Source organism: Ramlibacter agri (assembly GCF_012927085.1).
Classification (GTDB): Bacteria; Pseudomonadota; Gammaproteobacteria; order Burkholderiales; family Burkholderiaceae_C; genus Ramlibacter; species Ramlibacter agri.
Genome location: NZ_JABBFX010000006.1, coordinates 155,153 through 166,945 on the forward strand (window position 1 = coordinate 155,153; position 11,793 = coordinate 166,945).

16 protein-coding genes are annotated in these 11,793 nt (G+C 68.2%); 8 read left to right on the forward strand and 8 right to left on the reverse strand.

What is annotated here, in order from left to right; translation table 11 throughout:
• Nucleotides 1-21: 21 nt before the first annotated feature.
• From HHL11_RS33535 to HHL11_RS33555, 5 genes are all read right to left on the reverse strand, one after another.
• Nucleotides 22-552 (reverse strand): F0F1 ATP synthase subunit delta, encoded by a 531-nt coding sequence (locus tag HHL11_RS33535; protein WP_169422979.1) that lies wholly within the window; start codon nucleotides 550-552, stop codon nucleotides 22-24.
• 12 nt (nucleotides 553-564) lie between these two features.
• Nucleotides 565-1,035 carry a F0F1 ATP synthase subunit B gene (locus HHL11_RS33540; protein ID WP_169422980.1) on the reverse strand — a complete coding sequence of 157 codons (471 nt, stop codon included), beginning with the start codon at nucleotides 1,033-1,035 and terminating at the stop codon, nucleotides 565-567.
• A 66-nt stretch (nucleotides 1,036-1,101) separates the two neighbouring features.
• A complete protein-coding gene (atpE, locus tag HHL11_RS33545) occupies nucleotides 1,102-1,365 on the reverse strand; it encodes a F0F1 ATP synthase subunit C (protein ID WP_112189215.1) in 264 nt (87 codons plus the stop codon).
• A gap of 93 nt (nucleotides 1,366-1,458) precedes the next feature.
• Entirely contained in the window at nucleotides 1,459-2,328 is an 870-nt protein-coding gene (atpB, locus tag HHL11_RS33550) for a F0F1 ATP synthase subunit A (RefSeq protein WP_169422981.1), read from the reverse strand.
• A 6-nt stretch (nucleotides 2,329-2,334) separates the two neighbouring features.
• Nucleotides 2,335-2,817, reverse strand: a complete 483-nt coding sequence (locus HHL11_RS33555) for an ATP synthase subunit I (RefSeq protein ID WP_169422982.1) — start codon at nucleotides 2,815-2,817, stop codon at nucleotides 2,335-2,337.
• Nucleotides 2,818-2,927: 110 nt separating this feature from the next.
• Here HHL11_RS33555 and HHL11_RS33560 point away from each other — a divergent pair, with 110 nt between their 5' ends.
• The 6 genes from HHL11_RS33560 to HHL11_RS33585 are packed head-to-tail and all read left to right on the forward strand — an operon-like array spanning nucleotide 2,928 to nucleotide 6,920.
• A complete protein-coding gene (locus tag HHL11_RS33560; protein WP_169422983.1) occupies nucleotides 2,928-3,371 on the forward strand; it encodes a CopD family protein in 444 nt (147 codons plus the stop codon).
• A 19-nt stretch (nucleotides 3,372-3,390) separates the two neighbouring features.
• Nucleotides 3,391-4,278, forward strand: a complete 888-nt coding sequence (locus tag HHL11_RS33565; protein WP_240980542.1) for a D-amino acid aminotransferase — start codon at nucleotides 3,391-3,393, stop codon at nucleotides 4,276-4,278.
• Nucleotides 4,278-4,580, forward strand: coding sequence for a YbeD family protein (locus HHL11_RS33570; protein ID WP_169422985.1), 303 nt, complete (start codon nucleotides 4,278-4,280; stop codon nucleotides 4,578-4,580). Before HHL11_RS33565 ends, HHL11_RS33570 begins: the two co-directional genes overlap by 1 nt.
• A 4-nt stretch (nucleotides 4,581-4,584) precedes the next feature.
• A complete protein-coding gene (gene lipB, locus HHL11_RS33575) occupies nucleotides 4,585-5,241 on the forward strand; it encodes a lipoyl(octanoyl) transferase LipB (RefSeq protein ID WP_169422986.1) in 657 nt (218 codons plus the stop codon).
• 13 nt (nucleotides 5,242-5,254) lie between these two features.
• Nucleotides 5,255-6,250, forward strand: coding sequence for a lipoyl synthase (gene lipA / locus HHL11_RS33580; protein WP_169422987.1), 996 nt, complete (start codon nucleotides 5,255-5,257; stop codon nucleotides 6,248-6,250).
• A gap of 1 nt (nucleotide 6,251) precedes the next feature.
• Complete coding sequence (locus tag HHL11_RS33585) at nucleotides 6,252-6,920, forward strand: helix-turn-helix domain-containing protein (RefSeq protein ID WP_169422988.1); 669 nt, start codon at nucleotides 6,252-6,254, stop codon at nucleotides 6,918-6,920.
• A 67-nt stretch (nucleotides 6,921-6,987) separates the two neighbouring features.
• Here the strand turns inward: HHL11_RS33585 and HHL11_RS33590 are convergent, their stop codons facing one another.
• The 3 genes from HHL11_RS33590 to HHL11_RS33600 are packed head-to-tail and all read right to left on the reverse strand — an operon-like array spanning nucleotide 6,988 to nucleotide 9,538.
• A complete protein-coding gene (locus HHL11_RS33590; protein ID WP_169422989.1) occupies nucleotides 6,988-7,500 on the reverse strand; it encodes a GNAT family N-acetyltransferase in 513 nt (170 codons plus the stop codon).
• Nucleotides 7,501-7,517: 17 nt separating this feature from the next.
• A complete protein-coding gene (locus HHL11_RS33595) occupies nucleotides 7,518-9,047 on the reverse strand; it encodes an MFS transporter (RefSeq protein ID WP_169422990.1) in 1,530 nt (509 codons plus the stop codon).
• Nucleotides 9,044-9,538 carry a MarR family winged helix-turn-helix transcriptional regulator gene (locus HHL11_RS33600; RefSeq protein ID WP_169422991.1) on the reverse strand — a complete coding sequence of 165 codons (495 nt, stop codon included), beginning with the start codon at nucleotides 9,536-9,538 and terminating at the stop codon, nucleotides 9,044-9,046. The genes HHL11_RS33595 and HHL11_RS33600 overlap by 4 nt, the downstream gene beginning before the upstream one ends.
• A 120-nt stretch (nucleotides 9,539-9,658) precedes the next feature.
• Here HHL11_RS33600 and HHL11_RS33605 point away from each other — a divergent pair, with 120 nt between their 5' ends.
• Both HHL11_RS33605 and HHL11_RS33610 read left to right on the forward strand, forming a co-directional pair.
• Nucleotides 9,659-10,486, forward strand: a complete 828-nt coding sequence (locus HHL11_RS33605) for a DMT family transporter (protein ID WP_169422992.1) — start codon at nucleotides 9,659-9,661, stop codon at nucleotides 10,484-10,486.
• 85 nt (nucleotides 10,487-10,571) lie between these two features.
• The gene (locus HHL11_RS33610) at nucleotides 10,572-11,789 is read left to right on the forward strand and encodes an EAL and HDOD domain-containing protein (protein WP_169422993.1); all 1,218 of its coding nucleotides are present in this window, start codon (nucleotides 10,572-10,574) and stop codon (nucleotides 11,787-11,789) included.
• Nucleotides 11,790-11,793 lie beyond the last annotated feature (4 nt).

An 11,793-nucleotide genomic window follows, 5' to 3' on the forward strand; every position in this document is an offset into this window, starting at 1 on the left:
GGTCCTTGGGGCGTAACGGCTTCAGGCCGTCAGCGCGACTTTCATTTGTTCCAGGCGGGCCTTCACCGAGGTGTCCAGCACTTCGTCGCCCACCACCACGCGGATGCCGCCGATGAGGTCGGCGTCCTGCTGCACGGTGACATTGAGCTTACGCCCGAAGCGCTTCTCGAGGGCCGTGCCCACGGCGCCAAGCTGGTCGGCGGCAATGGGGAAGGCGCTGTAGACGATGGCGTCCGAGGTGCCGCTCTGCGCGTTCACCATGGCACGGAACTGCTCGGCGATTTCGGGCAACGCGGCCAGGCGGCCGTTGTCGATGACCGTGCGCAGGAAGTTCTTGCCCGCTTCGGGCAACTGCACGCGCGCGACGTCGGCGACGAGGTCGTACACCTGCTGGTTGCTGACCTTCGGGTTGCCCGCGAACTGCAGCAGCTGCTCATTTCCCGCCACGGGGGCGAGAGCTTCCAGCCACTGCGCCGTGCCGTTCTGGTCGTTCTTCGACGCGTCGAACAGGGCCTCGGCGTACGGGCGGGCGATGGTGGCGAGTTCAGCCATGGCGGGTCCTTCTTACAGCTCGGTCTGCAGGCGCTTGAGCAGGTCGGCGTGCACGCCGGCGTTGACTTCCTTGCGCAGGATCTGCTCGGCGCCCTTCACCGCCAGCGCGGCCACCTGCTCGCGCAGGGCTTCGCGGGCCTTGACCGTCTGCTGCTCCGCTTCGGCGCGGGCGGCGGCGACGATCTTGTTGGCTTCTTCCGTGGCGCGGCCCTTGGCCTCGTCCACGATCGCCTGGGCGCGGCGCTCGGCGTCAGCCAGCTGCTGGGCCACCTGGTTGCGCGACTTCGCCAGTTCCTCTTCCACCCGCTTGTCGGCGGCGGCGAGGTCGGCTTTCGCCTTGTCGGCGGCGGCCAGGCCATCGGCGACCTTGCGCGCACGCTCGTCCAGCGCAGCCGTGATCGGCGGCCACACGAACTTCATCGTGAACCCGACCAGGATCAGGAAGACGATGATCTGAATGATGAGGGTACCGGTGATGCTCACTTTTTCATCCTTTGCTCCCGCCGCCAATTGCGTGCGGGGATGCGTGGAACCGAAGGATGGGGTGACTTACTTCGGCAGGTTCGCGATCTGGCCCAGGAACGGGTTGGCGGTGGCGAACCACAGGGCGATACCGGTGCCGATAATGAAGGCGGCGTCGATCAGGCCGGCCAGCAGGAACATCTTGGTCTGCAGCTCGTTCATCAGTTCGGGCTGGCGGGCGGCGGATTCCAGGTACTTGCTGCCCATGATGCCGATGCCGATGCAGGCACCGATGGCGCCCAGGCCGATGATCAGGCCAGCGGCCAGCGCGACAAAGCTAATGACTTCCATGATTGCTCCTAAGGACTTTGGTGGTTGACGAGAAAAAGGGAAACGAAGGCGGTTCTTGTTCTGCGGCCATGCCGCGACTCAAGCTTCTTTAAATCAGTGCGAGTCGTGGGCCTGGCCGACGTAGACGAGCGTCAGCATCATGAACACGAAGGCCTGCAGCACGATGATCAGGATGTGGAAGATCGCCCAGGCCGAGCCCGCGATGATGTGGCCGATGGCCAGGCCGATGCCGGTGCCGGTCATGGAGAAGGCGCCGCCCATCATGGCGATCAGCAGGAAGATCAGTTCGCCGGCATACATGTTGCCGAACAGCCGCATGCCGTGGGACACGGTCTTGGCGATGAACTCGATGACCTGCATCAGGAAGTTGGGGATCCACAGCGCGGGGTGCGAGCCGAAGGGAGCGTTGAACAGCTCGTGGACCCAGCCACCCAGGCCCTTGATCTTGATGTTGTAGAAGATGCAGATCAGCAGCACCGAGACCGACAGGCCCATGGTGATGGAGAGGTCCGCGGTCGGCACGCTGCGCATGTAGGCATGGTGCGGATCGTGGTGCAGGGCGCCCCAGATCGCGGGGATCAGGTCCACCGGCAGCAGGTCCATCGTGTTCATCATGATGATCCAGACGAACACGGTGAGCGCCAGCGGGGCGACGAACTTGCGGCTGGTGGCGTTGTGCACGATGCCGCGCGCCTGCGCGTCCACCATTTCCACCAGCACTTCGACGGCGGCCTGGAAGCGGCCTGGCACGCCGGAGCTCGCCTTGCGCGCGGCCTGCCACAGGATGAAGCAGGTCAGGACGCCCAGGAACAACGCCCAGAAAATCGAGTCCCAGTTGAAGACCGAGAAGTCGACGACGTTCTTGGGCGGATGGTTCTGCCAGAACGTCAGGTGGTGGACGATGTATTCGCCCGCGGTCTGTCCGTGTTCGGCGGCTTCCGCAGCCATGTTTTCAGCAGCCATGTTTCTTCAGCTCGATGTCTTCTTGGGCTTGGGCGCGAATGCGAGTGCCACCCAGTAAACCTTCATTGCGAGGATCAGGCCCACCAGCAATGCCGGCCAGCTCAACCCCGCCACCACCCTTGGCGCCACCAACAGCATGGCGATCGTCAAGGCGATCTTGACCATCTCCCAAAGCAGGAACCCGACTGCCGCGGTTCCGGCGTTGAGCGATGAAACCCTCCCGGTCAGGCCTCGCGCAAACACCGCTGCAGGTACCACCACAGCCAATGCCCCGTACGCGACCGACCACCCAACGTAATGCTTTCCGGTAAGCGCCCAGGCCACCAATGCGGCCACGACGCCCACCCCGGCTTGCCCCGCCACCACCCACCACGGCGAAACCGGCGGGTTCTGTTCACGCACGCGACGCGCCTCCTCGGCGGTCAACGGCTGGACGGGGGAAGCCTCCTCCTGTTCCTCGGGCAGCGGATCGATTCTTTTTGTTGGCATCTTCTTCTTGGCATCCGACGCCGCTTGATTGCCCCGAGAATTTGGGAAAGCCTCCCATTATAAGTAGAAACGAGCAACGCTCCGCCAGCCCCCCGGCTACCCTGTCGCCCATGCACAACCTCTTCCTGTTCCTGCACGTCGCCGCCGCCATCTTCTGGATGGGGGGCATGGCCTTCATGGTGCTCGCCCTGCGCCCCGCGCTGCACGCGCAGCTGCAGCCGCCGCAAAGGCTCCCCTTGGTGGTGGCGGTGATGGCGCGCTTCTTCGTCGTGGTCGCCGTGAGCATCGTGGTGCTGCTCGCCACGGGGGTGCCGATGCTGCTCGAAGTGGGGGCGCACGCGCCGCCCGGCTTCCACGCGATGGCGGGCCTGGGCGTGCTGATGATGCTGGTGTTCGGCCACGTCGTCGCCGCGCCGTGGCGGCGCCTGAAGCAGGCGGTGGCGGCACAGAACTGGCCCGAAGGCGGCAAGCGGGTGCAACAGATCGTCGTGCTGGTGAAGTTCAACCTGGGGCTGGGCTGGCTGGCGATCGCCGCGGTCATGCTGTGGCGCTGAGAACATGCAGAATCGGGCCATGACCGAACCGATCCCCGCCCTCCCCTGCTATCTCAACGGTGAGTGGAGCAACATCCGCGACGCCAAGGTCAGCGTGCTCGACCGCGGCTTCATCTTCGGCGACGGCCTCTACGAAGTGGTGCCGGCCTACGACGGCCGCCCGTTCCGCTTCAACGAGCACATGGCCCGGCTGGAACGCAGCCTGGACGAACTGCGCATCCCCAACCCCATGGACCGGGCCGGCTGGCGTGGCCTGGTCGACCAGCTGATCGCCGCCTACGCCAAGCATGTCGGCAAGAAGGCCGAGGAGACCAACCAGCTCGTTTACCTGCAGGTGTCGCGCGGCGTGGCGATGCGGGACCACGCGATGCCCAAGGACATCGAGCCGACCGTGTTCGCCATGGTCAACCGGCTGTCCATCTACCCAGCCGAGGAGCGCGCCAAGGGCGCGACCTGCGTCACCGCGGATGACTTCCGCTGGAAGAAGGCCCATATCAAGAGCACCAGCCTGGCCGGCGCGGTGCTGTCGCGGCAGATCAGCGCCGACGTCGGCGCCACCGAGACCATCATGTTCCGCGACGGCTTCCTCAGCGAAGCCTCCTCGTCCAACGTCTGGGTGGTGAAGGACGGCGTGGTGCTGGGCGCGCCGCGGGACAACCTGGTGCTGGAAGGCATCCGCTACGGCCTGCTGGAACAGCTGTGCAAGAACGCCAACATCCCCTTCCAGCTGCGCCGCGTCTCGCGCGAGGAAGTGCTGGCCGCCGACGAGATCCTGCTGTCCTCGGCCACCAAGGAAGTCCTGCCCTGCACGGTGCTGGACGGCAAGCCGGTTGGAAACGGCCGACCCGGCCCTATCTACGAGAAGCTGTTTGCTGGCTACCAGCAGGCCAAACTCTCGACCCACTAATGTCCGCCTCCATCCACCCGCCGACCCCGCAGCCCGATCCGCGCAAGGATTCGCTGATCGAATATCCGTCCCGCTTCCCCATCAAGGTGATGGGCGTGAAGACGGATGGCTTCGTGCACGAAGTGACGCAGATCGCCGAGCGCTTCGATCCTGATTTCGACGCGTCGACGGTGGAGCTGCGTCCCAGCAGCAAGGGCAATTACCTGGGCGTCACCATCACGGTGACGGCCACCAGCCGTGAGCAGCTGGACGAACTCTATCGGGCGCTCACCTCGCACCCGATGGTCAAGGTCGTCCTGTAAATCCATGGAATTGAAGGTGCTGGGGCGGGTGGACTACCTGCCCACGTACCAGGCCATGGCGGCCTTCACGGAGGCCCGCCAGGCCAATACGCCCGACGAACTGTGGCTGTGTGAGCACCCGCCGGTGTTCACGCAGGGCCTGGCCGGCAAGGAAGACCACCTGCTGGCGCCCGGGGACATTCCCGTCGTCCAGACCAACCGCGGCGGCCAGGTGACCTACCACGGCCCCGGCCAGGTGGTGGCCTATCCGCTGCTGGACTTGAAGCGGGCGGGCTACTTCGTCAAGGAATACGTCTACCGGGTCGAGGAGGCGGTGATCCGGACCTTGGCCGACTACGGTGTCACCGGGCACCGGGTGAGTGGGGCGCCAGGCATCTATGTGCGGCTGGACGACCCGGCCGGCCACGCCAAGCTGCCCGCCGGCAACCAGTTCGCCGGGCTGGGCAAGATCGCCGCCCTCGGCATCAAGGTCTCCCGCCACTGCACCTACCACGGCGTGGCCTTCAATGTCCACATGGACCTGGAACCCTTCAGCCGGATCAACCCTTGCGGCTATCCCGGGCTGGAAACCGTAGCCCTCTCTACAATCGGGGTTTCCACCACCTGGGAGGAAGCGGCCCTGCGCCTCGGCCACAAGCTCGCGGCGCTGCTCGCTCCCTGACCGCAAGGATTCCATGAGCTCCAACCCCGTCGTGCGCGAGGCGCAGTCCGTCGAGACCTACCAGGCCAGCGCCAAGCAGAAGGCCGCGGCCAAGCTGTCGCGCATCCCGGTGAAGGTGGAAGCCGGCGAGGTGCTGAAGAAGCCGGACTGGATCCGCGTGAAGGCCGGCTCGTCCAATTCCCGCTTCTACGAGATCAAGCAGATCCTGCGCGAGCACAAGCTGCACACGGTCTGCGAGGAAGCCAGCTGCCCGAACATCGGCGAATGCTTCGGCAAGGGCACGGCCACCTTCATGATCATGGGCGACAAGTGCACCCGCCGCTGCCCGTTCTGCGACGTCGGCCACGGCCGCCCGGACCCGCTGGATGCCAACGAGCCGGAGAACCTGGCCAAGACCATCGCCGCGCTGAAGCTCAAGTACGTGGTGATCACCAGCGTGGACCGTGACGACCTGCGCGACGGCGGCGCCGGCCACTTCGTCGAGTGCATCCGCCAGACAAGGGAAATGTCGCCGCAGACCACCATCGAGGTGCTGGTGCCCGACTTCCGCGGCCGCGACGACCGCGCGCTGGAAATCCTGAAGGCCGCGCCGCCGGACGTGATGAACCACAACCTGGAGACGATCCCGCGCCTGTACAAGGAAGCGCGGCCGGGCTCCGACTACCAGTTCAGCCTGAACCTGCTGAAGAAGTTCAAGGCGCTGCACCCCGGCGTGCCGACCAAGAGCGGCCTGATGGTGGGCCTGGGCGAGACCGACGAGGAAATCCTTAACGTGATGCGCGACATGCGCGCGCATGACATCGACATGCTGACGATCGGCCAGTACCTGGCGCCGACCATGTCGCACCTGCCGGTGCGGCGCTACGTGCACCCGGACACCTTCAAGATGTTCGAGGCCAAGGCCTACGAAATGGGCTTCACGCACGCCGCCGTCGGCGCGATGGTGCGCAGCTCGTACCACGCCGACCAGCAGGCCCACGCGGCTGGCGTGGAAGTCGGCCACGCCTGACATGCTCGGCGCGCTGACATTGCGCGCTTATGGGGCTGCCCATGGCAGCCATTCCCACGACCATCACCAGCTGCTGGTCGGGCTCGAAGGCATCCTCGAACTGGAAGTCGAAGGCCGCGGCCAGCGCGTCGCGGCTGGCGACGCCTTGCTGGTCGCGCCCGGCGAGCGCCACGATTTCGAATCCGCGCGCGGCAGCCGCTGCCTGGTGCTCGATAGCGCCGATCCCCTCTGGACGCAATGCGGCGCCCTGCCCTTCCGGCCGCAGCAGGTCGGTGCGCTCGCGCGCTATCTCGCGCAGGTCGTCGCGGACGGCCAGTCGCTCGCGCTGGCGCATGCGCCGGCCTTGCTGCTGGATGCGTGGCGTTCGCCGATCGCGAGCAGGCGTCCGCGCCGGCGCATCGACTGGCCGGCGCTTTCGGCCTGGGCGCAGGCGCGGCTCGAACAGCCGCTGAACGTCGAGGAGCTGGCGAAACGCGTCTTCCTCAGTTCCAGCCAGTTCGCCTTGCGCTGCCACGAGGCGCAAGGCATGGGGCCGCTGCAGTGGCTGCGGCTGCAGCGTCTCACGCGGGCGAGGCAGTTGCGCGATCTCGGCCTGCCGGTCAACGAGGTCGCGCGGCGCACGGGCTATCGCTCGCCCTCGGCCCTGACCGCCGCGCTCAAGAAGCTCTGATTCGTCATTCCCGCGCAGGCGGGAACCTGGGGCGCCCTGGCTTCCCGCCTGCACGGGAATGACGAGCCTACAGCGCGCGTTCCATGTACACCGCGCCTTCGCCATAGTCGGCCAGGCGCTCGGCCATCCCGGGCAGTGCACGCGGCGCGTAGCCCAGGCGCTTCCAGAATCCCGCGGCGGTCCCCACCGCCACCAGCGCCGCCTTGCGCAAGCCCAGGGCCCGCGCGCGATCCAGCGCCACGTGGTGCAGGCGCGCGGCCACGCCGCGCCCCTTGGCGGCAGCATCCACCGCGCAATCGTGCAGGTACCAGCAATCGGCGTCCGCCGGCAACACGGGCAGCAAGGCGTCCAGCGCCGGCGGCGCGGCTTCACGCCACGGGTGCGAGACCAGGTAGCCGAGCAGCCGGCCGCCGGGCGCGATGTCGACCAGGCAGAACGCCGGCGCCAGCCGCATGCGGTTGGTGTACACCTCCACCCGCTCCGGCTCGAACTCCGCGCCGGCATAAGCCTGCTCCTGCAGCGCCAGCACCTGCGGCAGGTCGGCGGGCTGCATGGGACGGACGGAAGCGTGGGAGGCCATGACCCCTGAGCATAGGCTCACTTGAAGCGCCGCTGCAGCAGCACGGCCGCAGCCACGACCAGGCCGATCGCGGCGAGCACCAGGTACAGGTGCTCGCAGGCCACCAGCTGCGCCTGCTGGTCGACGGTGCGCGACAGCACTTCCAGCGCGCCCTGGTGCGCGTCCTGCGCGCCGTAGCCGCGGGCTGCCAGCACGCCTTCCATGCCGTGCAGCCACTGCGCCACTTCGGGCCGGTCGGGCGAGACGTGCGGCAGCAGTTCCGCCCGCGCGTCCAGCTGCTGCTCCTGCAGGCCGACCGCCGCGACCGCGGTGGCCAGCGAAGACGCGAGCTGCCGCACCAGGTTCTTCGTGGCATAGCCCTGGCCCCAGCGCTCGCCCAGCTGGCTGAAGGTAAGGTTGGCGACCGGCAGGATCGCCAGCATGCCGAACACGCCCTTGGCGACCAGGCCCGGCCAGAGCTGCGCGTGCGCCACGCCGGCCGGCATCTGCGCAAACCACCAGGCGGAGAACACCAGCGCCGCCAGGCCCAGCGCCAGCTGGGGCCGCCGGTCGGGGAAGCGGCGCGCGGCCCGCATGTAGACGAACACCGCGAGCAGCGAGACCAGCGAGGAAGCGCTGTTCATCCAGCCCGTCGCCTCGATCGAGAAGCCCAGGCCCTGCTGCGCATACACGGGGAACAGGTAGCTGCCGGTGTTGGACAGCAGGTAGTAGACGAAGTACAGCCCCAGCCCGATCAGGAAGGTCGGGTTGCCCAGTTCGCGGAAGGGCAGCAGCGGCGCGTGGTGCCGCCACTGGTGCCAGAAGAAGGCGGCGATCGCGGCCACCGCGGCCACGCCCAGCACCAGCAGGTGCGCAGGCTGCGAGAGGAAGTCGTAGCGCGCGCTGAGCAGCAGCCACTGCAGTGCGAACACACCGAGCGCGAAGCCGGCCAGCGCCAGCAGCGGCCAGGGCTGCCGCGCCGCCTGCGGGTGCGCATCCGGCAACAGCCAGGCCGCACCCACGAGCGCGATCGCCGCCGGCGGCATCGCGCCGAAGAACACCCAGGACCAGCCGCCGGCGTCCACCAGCCACGCGGCCACGATGGGCGCGGCCGCGGTACTGCCCAACACCCACAGGATGAAGACGCGCACGGCCGGCGCCCGTTCGGCCGGCGGGAACATCAGGTTGACCAGGATGCGGCTGCTGGTGAACAGCGCGCCGCCGCCCAGCCCTTGCACGAAGCGCGCTGCGGCCAGGCCGCCGACGCTGGTGCTCAGTCCGCTCGCCAGGCAGCCGGCGAGGAACAGCGCCAGCGAAGCCGCGACGTAGCGGCGATAGCCGAAGCGGCGCGACAGCCATTGCTGCTGCACGATCATCAGCAGGCTGCCGGCGGCATAGCTCCCCTGGATGGCCACCAGGTCGTGCGGCGCGCCCTCGACGCCGCCCAGGATGTGGCCGGCGGCGAACACGAACATCAGGTTCTCGAAGAACTCCACGCCCACGGCCAGGCCCAGCAGGTTCATCGCGAGCCGCTTGCGCAGGTCGTGGCTGACCAGCGTCGCGCTCATTCCTCGCCCTCGTCCGCCGTCGCCTTGTTCAGGGCGCGCAGGCCTTGGATCATGCCGTCCAACGCCGCCGGCTCGAAGCCGGACCACCAGCTGCGGTAGGCCTCGTGCATCGCTGGAGAAGCTTGGGCGAACAGCTTGCGGCCGGCCGCCGTGAGTTCGAGCTCCAGGCCCCGGCGGTCCTCCACCTTCGGCTTGCGCTTGATCAGGCTGCGCTGCTCCAGGCCATCCAGCAGGCGCGTGATCTGCGTGCGGGTGGCGTCCAGCGAGGCGCTCAGCTCGGACGGCTGGATGGCTTCGCCGCCGCGGGTGTTGAGGATGGCCAGCGCCAGGTACTCGCGCATGCTCAGGCCGAAGGGCGCCACGACCTCCTCGATGCGGCGCTCCAGGTTGTAGACCGCGTGGAACAGCAGCCGCGTCGCCAGCGCCGGCTGGCGCGGCACCGAGGGCGAACCGCGGAAGTAGCGCTCCAGGCGGTCTTCGTAGCTGGGCATGGCGGCCTCCTATTGATTTCAAATGAAACTATACCATATGAAATCAATTGGCGTCGGACCGGGGCTGCGCGACGCCAGGCAAGCGATGCGCGACGACCGCGCCCCTTACAGTTGCGCGCCATGCATCCCAATCTGTACGCGCTGGGCGCGATCGCGCTGTGGGCTTCGCTCGCCACGCTGGGCGTGTCGCTGCGGCACGTGCCGCCCTTCCTGCTGACCGGCCTGGCGCTGGTGATCGGCAGCGTGCCGGCCTGGCCGCTGGTGAAGCAGTGGAAGGTGCCGCCGCGCACGCTGGCGCTGGGCATCTACGGGCTGTTCGGCTACCACTTCCTGCTGTTCATCGCGCTGCGCATCGCGCCGCCGGTGGAAGCGAACCTGGTCAACTACCTGTGGCCGCTGTTCATCGTGGTCCTGGCGCCGCTGTTCCTGCCCGGGCTGCAGCTGAAGCCCGCGCACGTGCTGGCGGCGCTGGCCGGCTTCGCGGGCGCCGCCGTTGCCATCCTCGGGGGCGGCGGAGCACAGGGCAAGTGGTCCTGGGGCTATCTGCCGGCGCTGGGCGCCGCGTTCATGTGGGCGAGCTACTCGCTCGGCACGCGGCGGGTCGCAGCCTTTCCGACGGCCGCCATCGGCCTGTTCGGGCTGGTCTCGGGCCTGCTCTCGCTGGCCTGCCACTGGTGGCTGGAGCCTGCGGTGGAACTGGCGCCGCGCGACTGGCTGCTGGTCGCGGTGATGGGCCTGGGGCCGCTGGGCGCCGCCTTCTTCCTCTGGGACAAGGCGCTGAAAGGCGGCGACGCGCGGCAGATCGGCATCCTGAGCTACATCACGCCGCTGGCGTCGACGACGCTGCTGGTGCTGGCGACGGGCCGCGGCTTCAGCGCCAGCATCGTGCTGGCCGCCGCGCTGATCATCGGCGCCGCCGTGCTGGGGACGCGCACGCGCGGGAGCTGAGCGCGCCGCTGTCCAGCGCAATAAGCGGCAGATGCCACGCTCTTTTCCGCGCAGCGCCCGCGCGCGTCCTGCGGAGAATCGGCGGATGGATCTCTCGCTGCCCCCTGCTTCGCCTGCTACCGCGGAAGGCTTCCTGCGCCGCCCCCTGCTGGATGCGCATGGCGCGCTGCAAGGCTACGAGCTGGCCAGCGCCGGCGGCCGGCAGACCGCGCGCGCGCTGCTGCAACAGGCCGACCTGCCGCAACTGGCGAAGCACCGCCTGCTGGTGCTGCCCGCCACGCCCGCCTGCCTCGATGACCTGCCGCTGGACCAGTTGCCGCCGGAGCACCTGGTGCTGCTGGTGGACACGCCGGCCGGCGACGATCCGGCCGAGATCGAGCGCCTGCTGCCCGTGCTGGCCGCCCTGCGCGCCCGCAAGGTGCGCCTGGCCTTCGGCATGACCGCGCTGAAGAAGGCGTATTCCGGCTGGCTGGGACTCGCGCACTACATCCGCGTCGACCTGGCGGCCCTGGCCCCGCAGCGCTTGGACATGGTGGTGAGCTTCATCACGCGGCAGACACCCGCAGAGGCCATCGCCACCGGCGTACACCACGCCGAACAGGTGGAGCAGCTGCGCGCCCTGGGCGTCACGCTGTTCCAGGGCGACTGGTTTTCGCGGCCCAGCGCCAAGGCCAAGGGCGTGATCCAGCCTTCGCAAGGCGTCCTCATCGAGATGATCAACCTGCTGCAGCGCGGCGCCGATGCCCACGAGATCGCACCACTGATCAAGCGCGACCCTTCGCTGTCCTTCAACCTGCTGCGCGTGATCAATGCGGCCAGCAACGGCTTCGCCTTCGAGGTGACTTCGCTGCAGCACGCCGTGATGTTGCTGGGGAACAAGCGCCTGCTGCGCTGGGCCGCCGCGCTGATGGCGCAGGCCCGCGCACCCGGCGCCGCGCCGGCGCTCGCGCCGGTGGCGCTGACGCGCGGCCGGCTGATGGAGCTGCTGGCGCGCGAACTGCTGTCGCCGCAGGACTGCGACAACGCCTTCGTCACCGGCGTGTTCTCGCTGCTGGATGCCTTGCTGGACATGCCGATGGCGGATGCCCTGGGTTCGCTGGCCCTGCCCGAGCCGGTGGCCGATGTGTTGTTGCGCGGCCAAGGCCTGCTGGCGCCCTTCCTGGTGCTGACGATCGCCTGCGAGAACCATGACGATGCCGCCTTCGCGCGTGCGGCCGAAGAACTGCACCTGACCGGCGCGCAGATCAACTGGGCCCACCTGCAGGCCCTGGCCTGGGCCGACGAAGTCTCGACCGGCTGGTAGCCGC

Bases quoted from the DNA above. Each gene is read 5' to 3' on its own strand.
- HHL11_RS33590 (WP_169422989.1), bottom strand. From the start codon at position 7,500: ATGGCCTCCCACGCTTCCGTCCGTCCCATGCAGCCCGCCGACCTGCCG.
- atpE (WP_112189215.1), bottom strand. From the start codon at position 1,365: ATGGAAGTCATTAGCTTTGTCGCGCTGGCCGCTGGCCTGATCATCGGC.
- HHL11_RS33560 (WP_169422983.1), top strand. From the start codon at position 2,928: ATGCACAACCTCTTCCTGTTCCTGCACGTCGCCGCCGCCATCTTCTGG.
- HHL11_RS33555 (WP_169422982.1), bottom strand. From the start codon at position 2,817: ATGCCAACAAAAAGAATCGATCCGCTGCCCGAGGAACAGGAGGAGGCT.
- HHL11_RS33610 (WP_169422993.1), top strand. From the start codon at position 10,572: ATGGATCTCTCGCTGCCCCCTGCTTCGCCTGCTACCGCGGAAGGCTTC.
- HHL11_RS33535 (WP_169422979.1), bottom strand. From the start codon at position 552: ATGGCTGAACTCGCCACCATCGCCCGCCCGTACGCCGAGGCCCTGTTC.
- HHL11_RS33595 (WP_169422990.1), bottom strand. From the start codon at position 9,047: ATGAGCGCGACGCTGGTCAGCCACGACCTGCGCAAGCGGCTCGCGATG.
- HHL11_RS33585 (WP_169422988.1), top strand. From the start codon at position 6,252: ATGCTCGGCGCGCTGACATTGCGCGCTTATGGGGCTGCCCATGGCAGC.
- HHL11_RS33570 (WP_169422985.1), top strand. From the start codon at position 4,278: ATGTCCGCCTCCATCCACCCGCCGACCCCGCAGCCCGATCCGCGCAAG.
- HHL11_RS33565 (WP_240980542.1), top strand. From the start codon at position 3,391: ATGACCGAACCGATCCCCGCCCTCCCCTGCTATCTCAACGGTGAGTGG.
- lipA (WP_169422987.1), top strand. From the start codon at position 5,255: ATGAGCTCCAACCCCGTCGTGCGCGAGGCGCAGTCCGTCGAGACCTAC.
- lipB (WP_169422986.1), top strand. From the start codon at position 4,585: ATGGAATTGAAGGTGCTGGGGCGGGTGGACTACCTGCCCACGTACCAG.
- atpB (WP_169422981.1), bottom strand. From the start codon at position 2,328: ATGGCTGCTGAAAACATGGCTGCGGAAGCCGCCGAACACGGACAGACC.
- HHL11_RS33600 (WP_169422991.1), bottom strand. From the start codon at position 9,538: ATGCCCAGCTACGAAGACCGCCTGGAGCGCTACTTCCGCGGTTCGCCC.
- HHL11_RS33605 (WP_169422992.1), top strand. From the start codon at position 9,659: ATGCATCCCAATCTGTACGCGCTGGGCGCGATCGCGCTGTGGGCTTCG.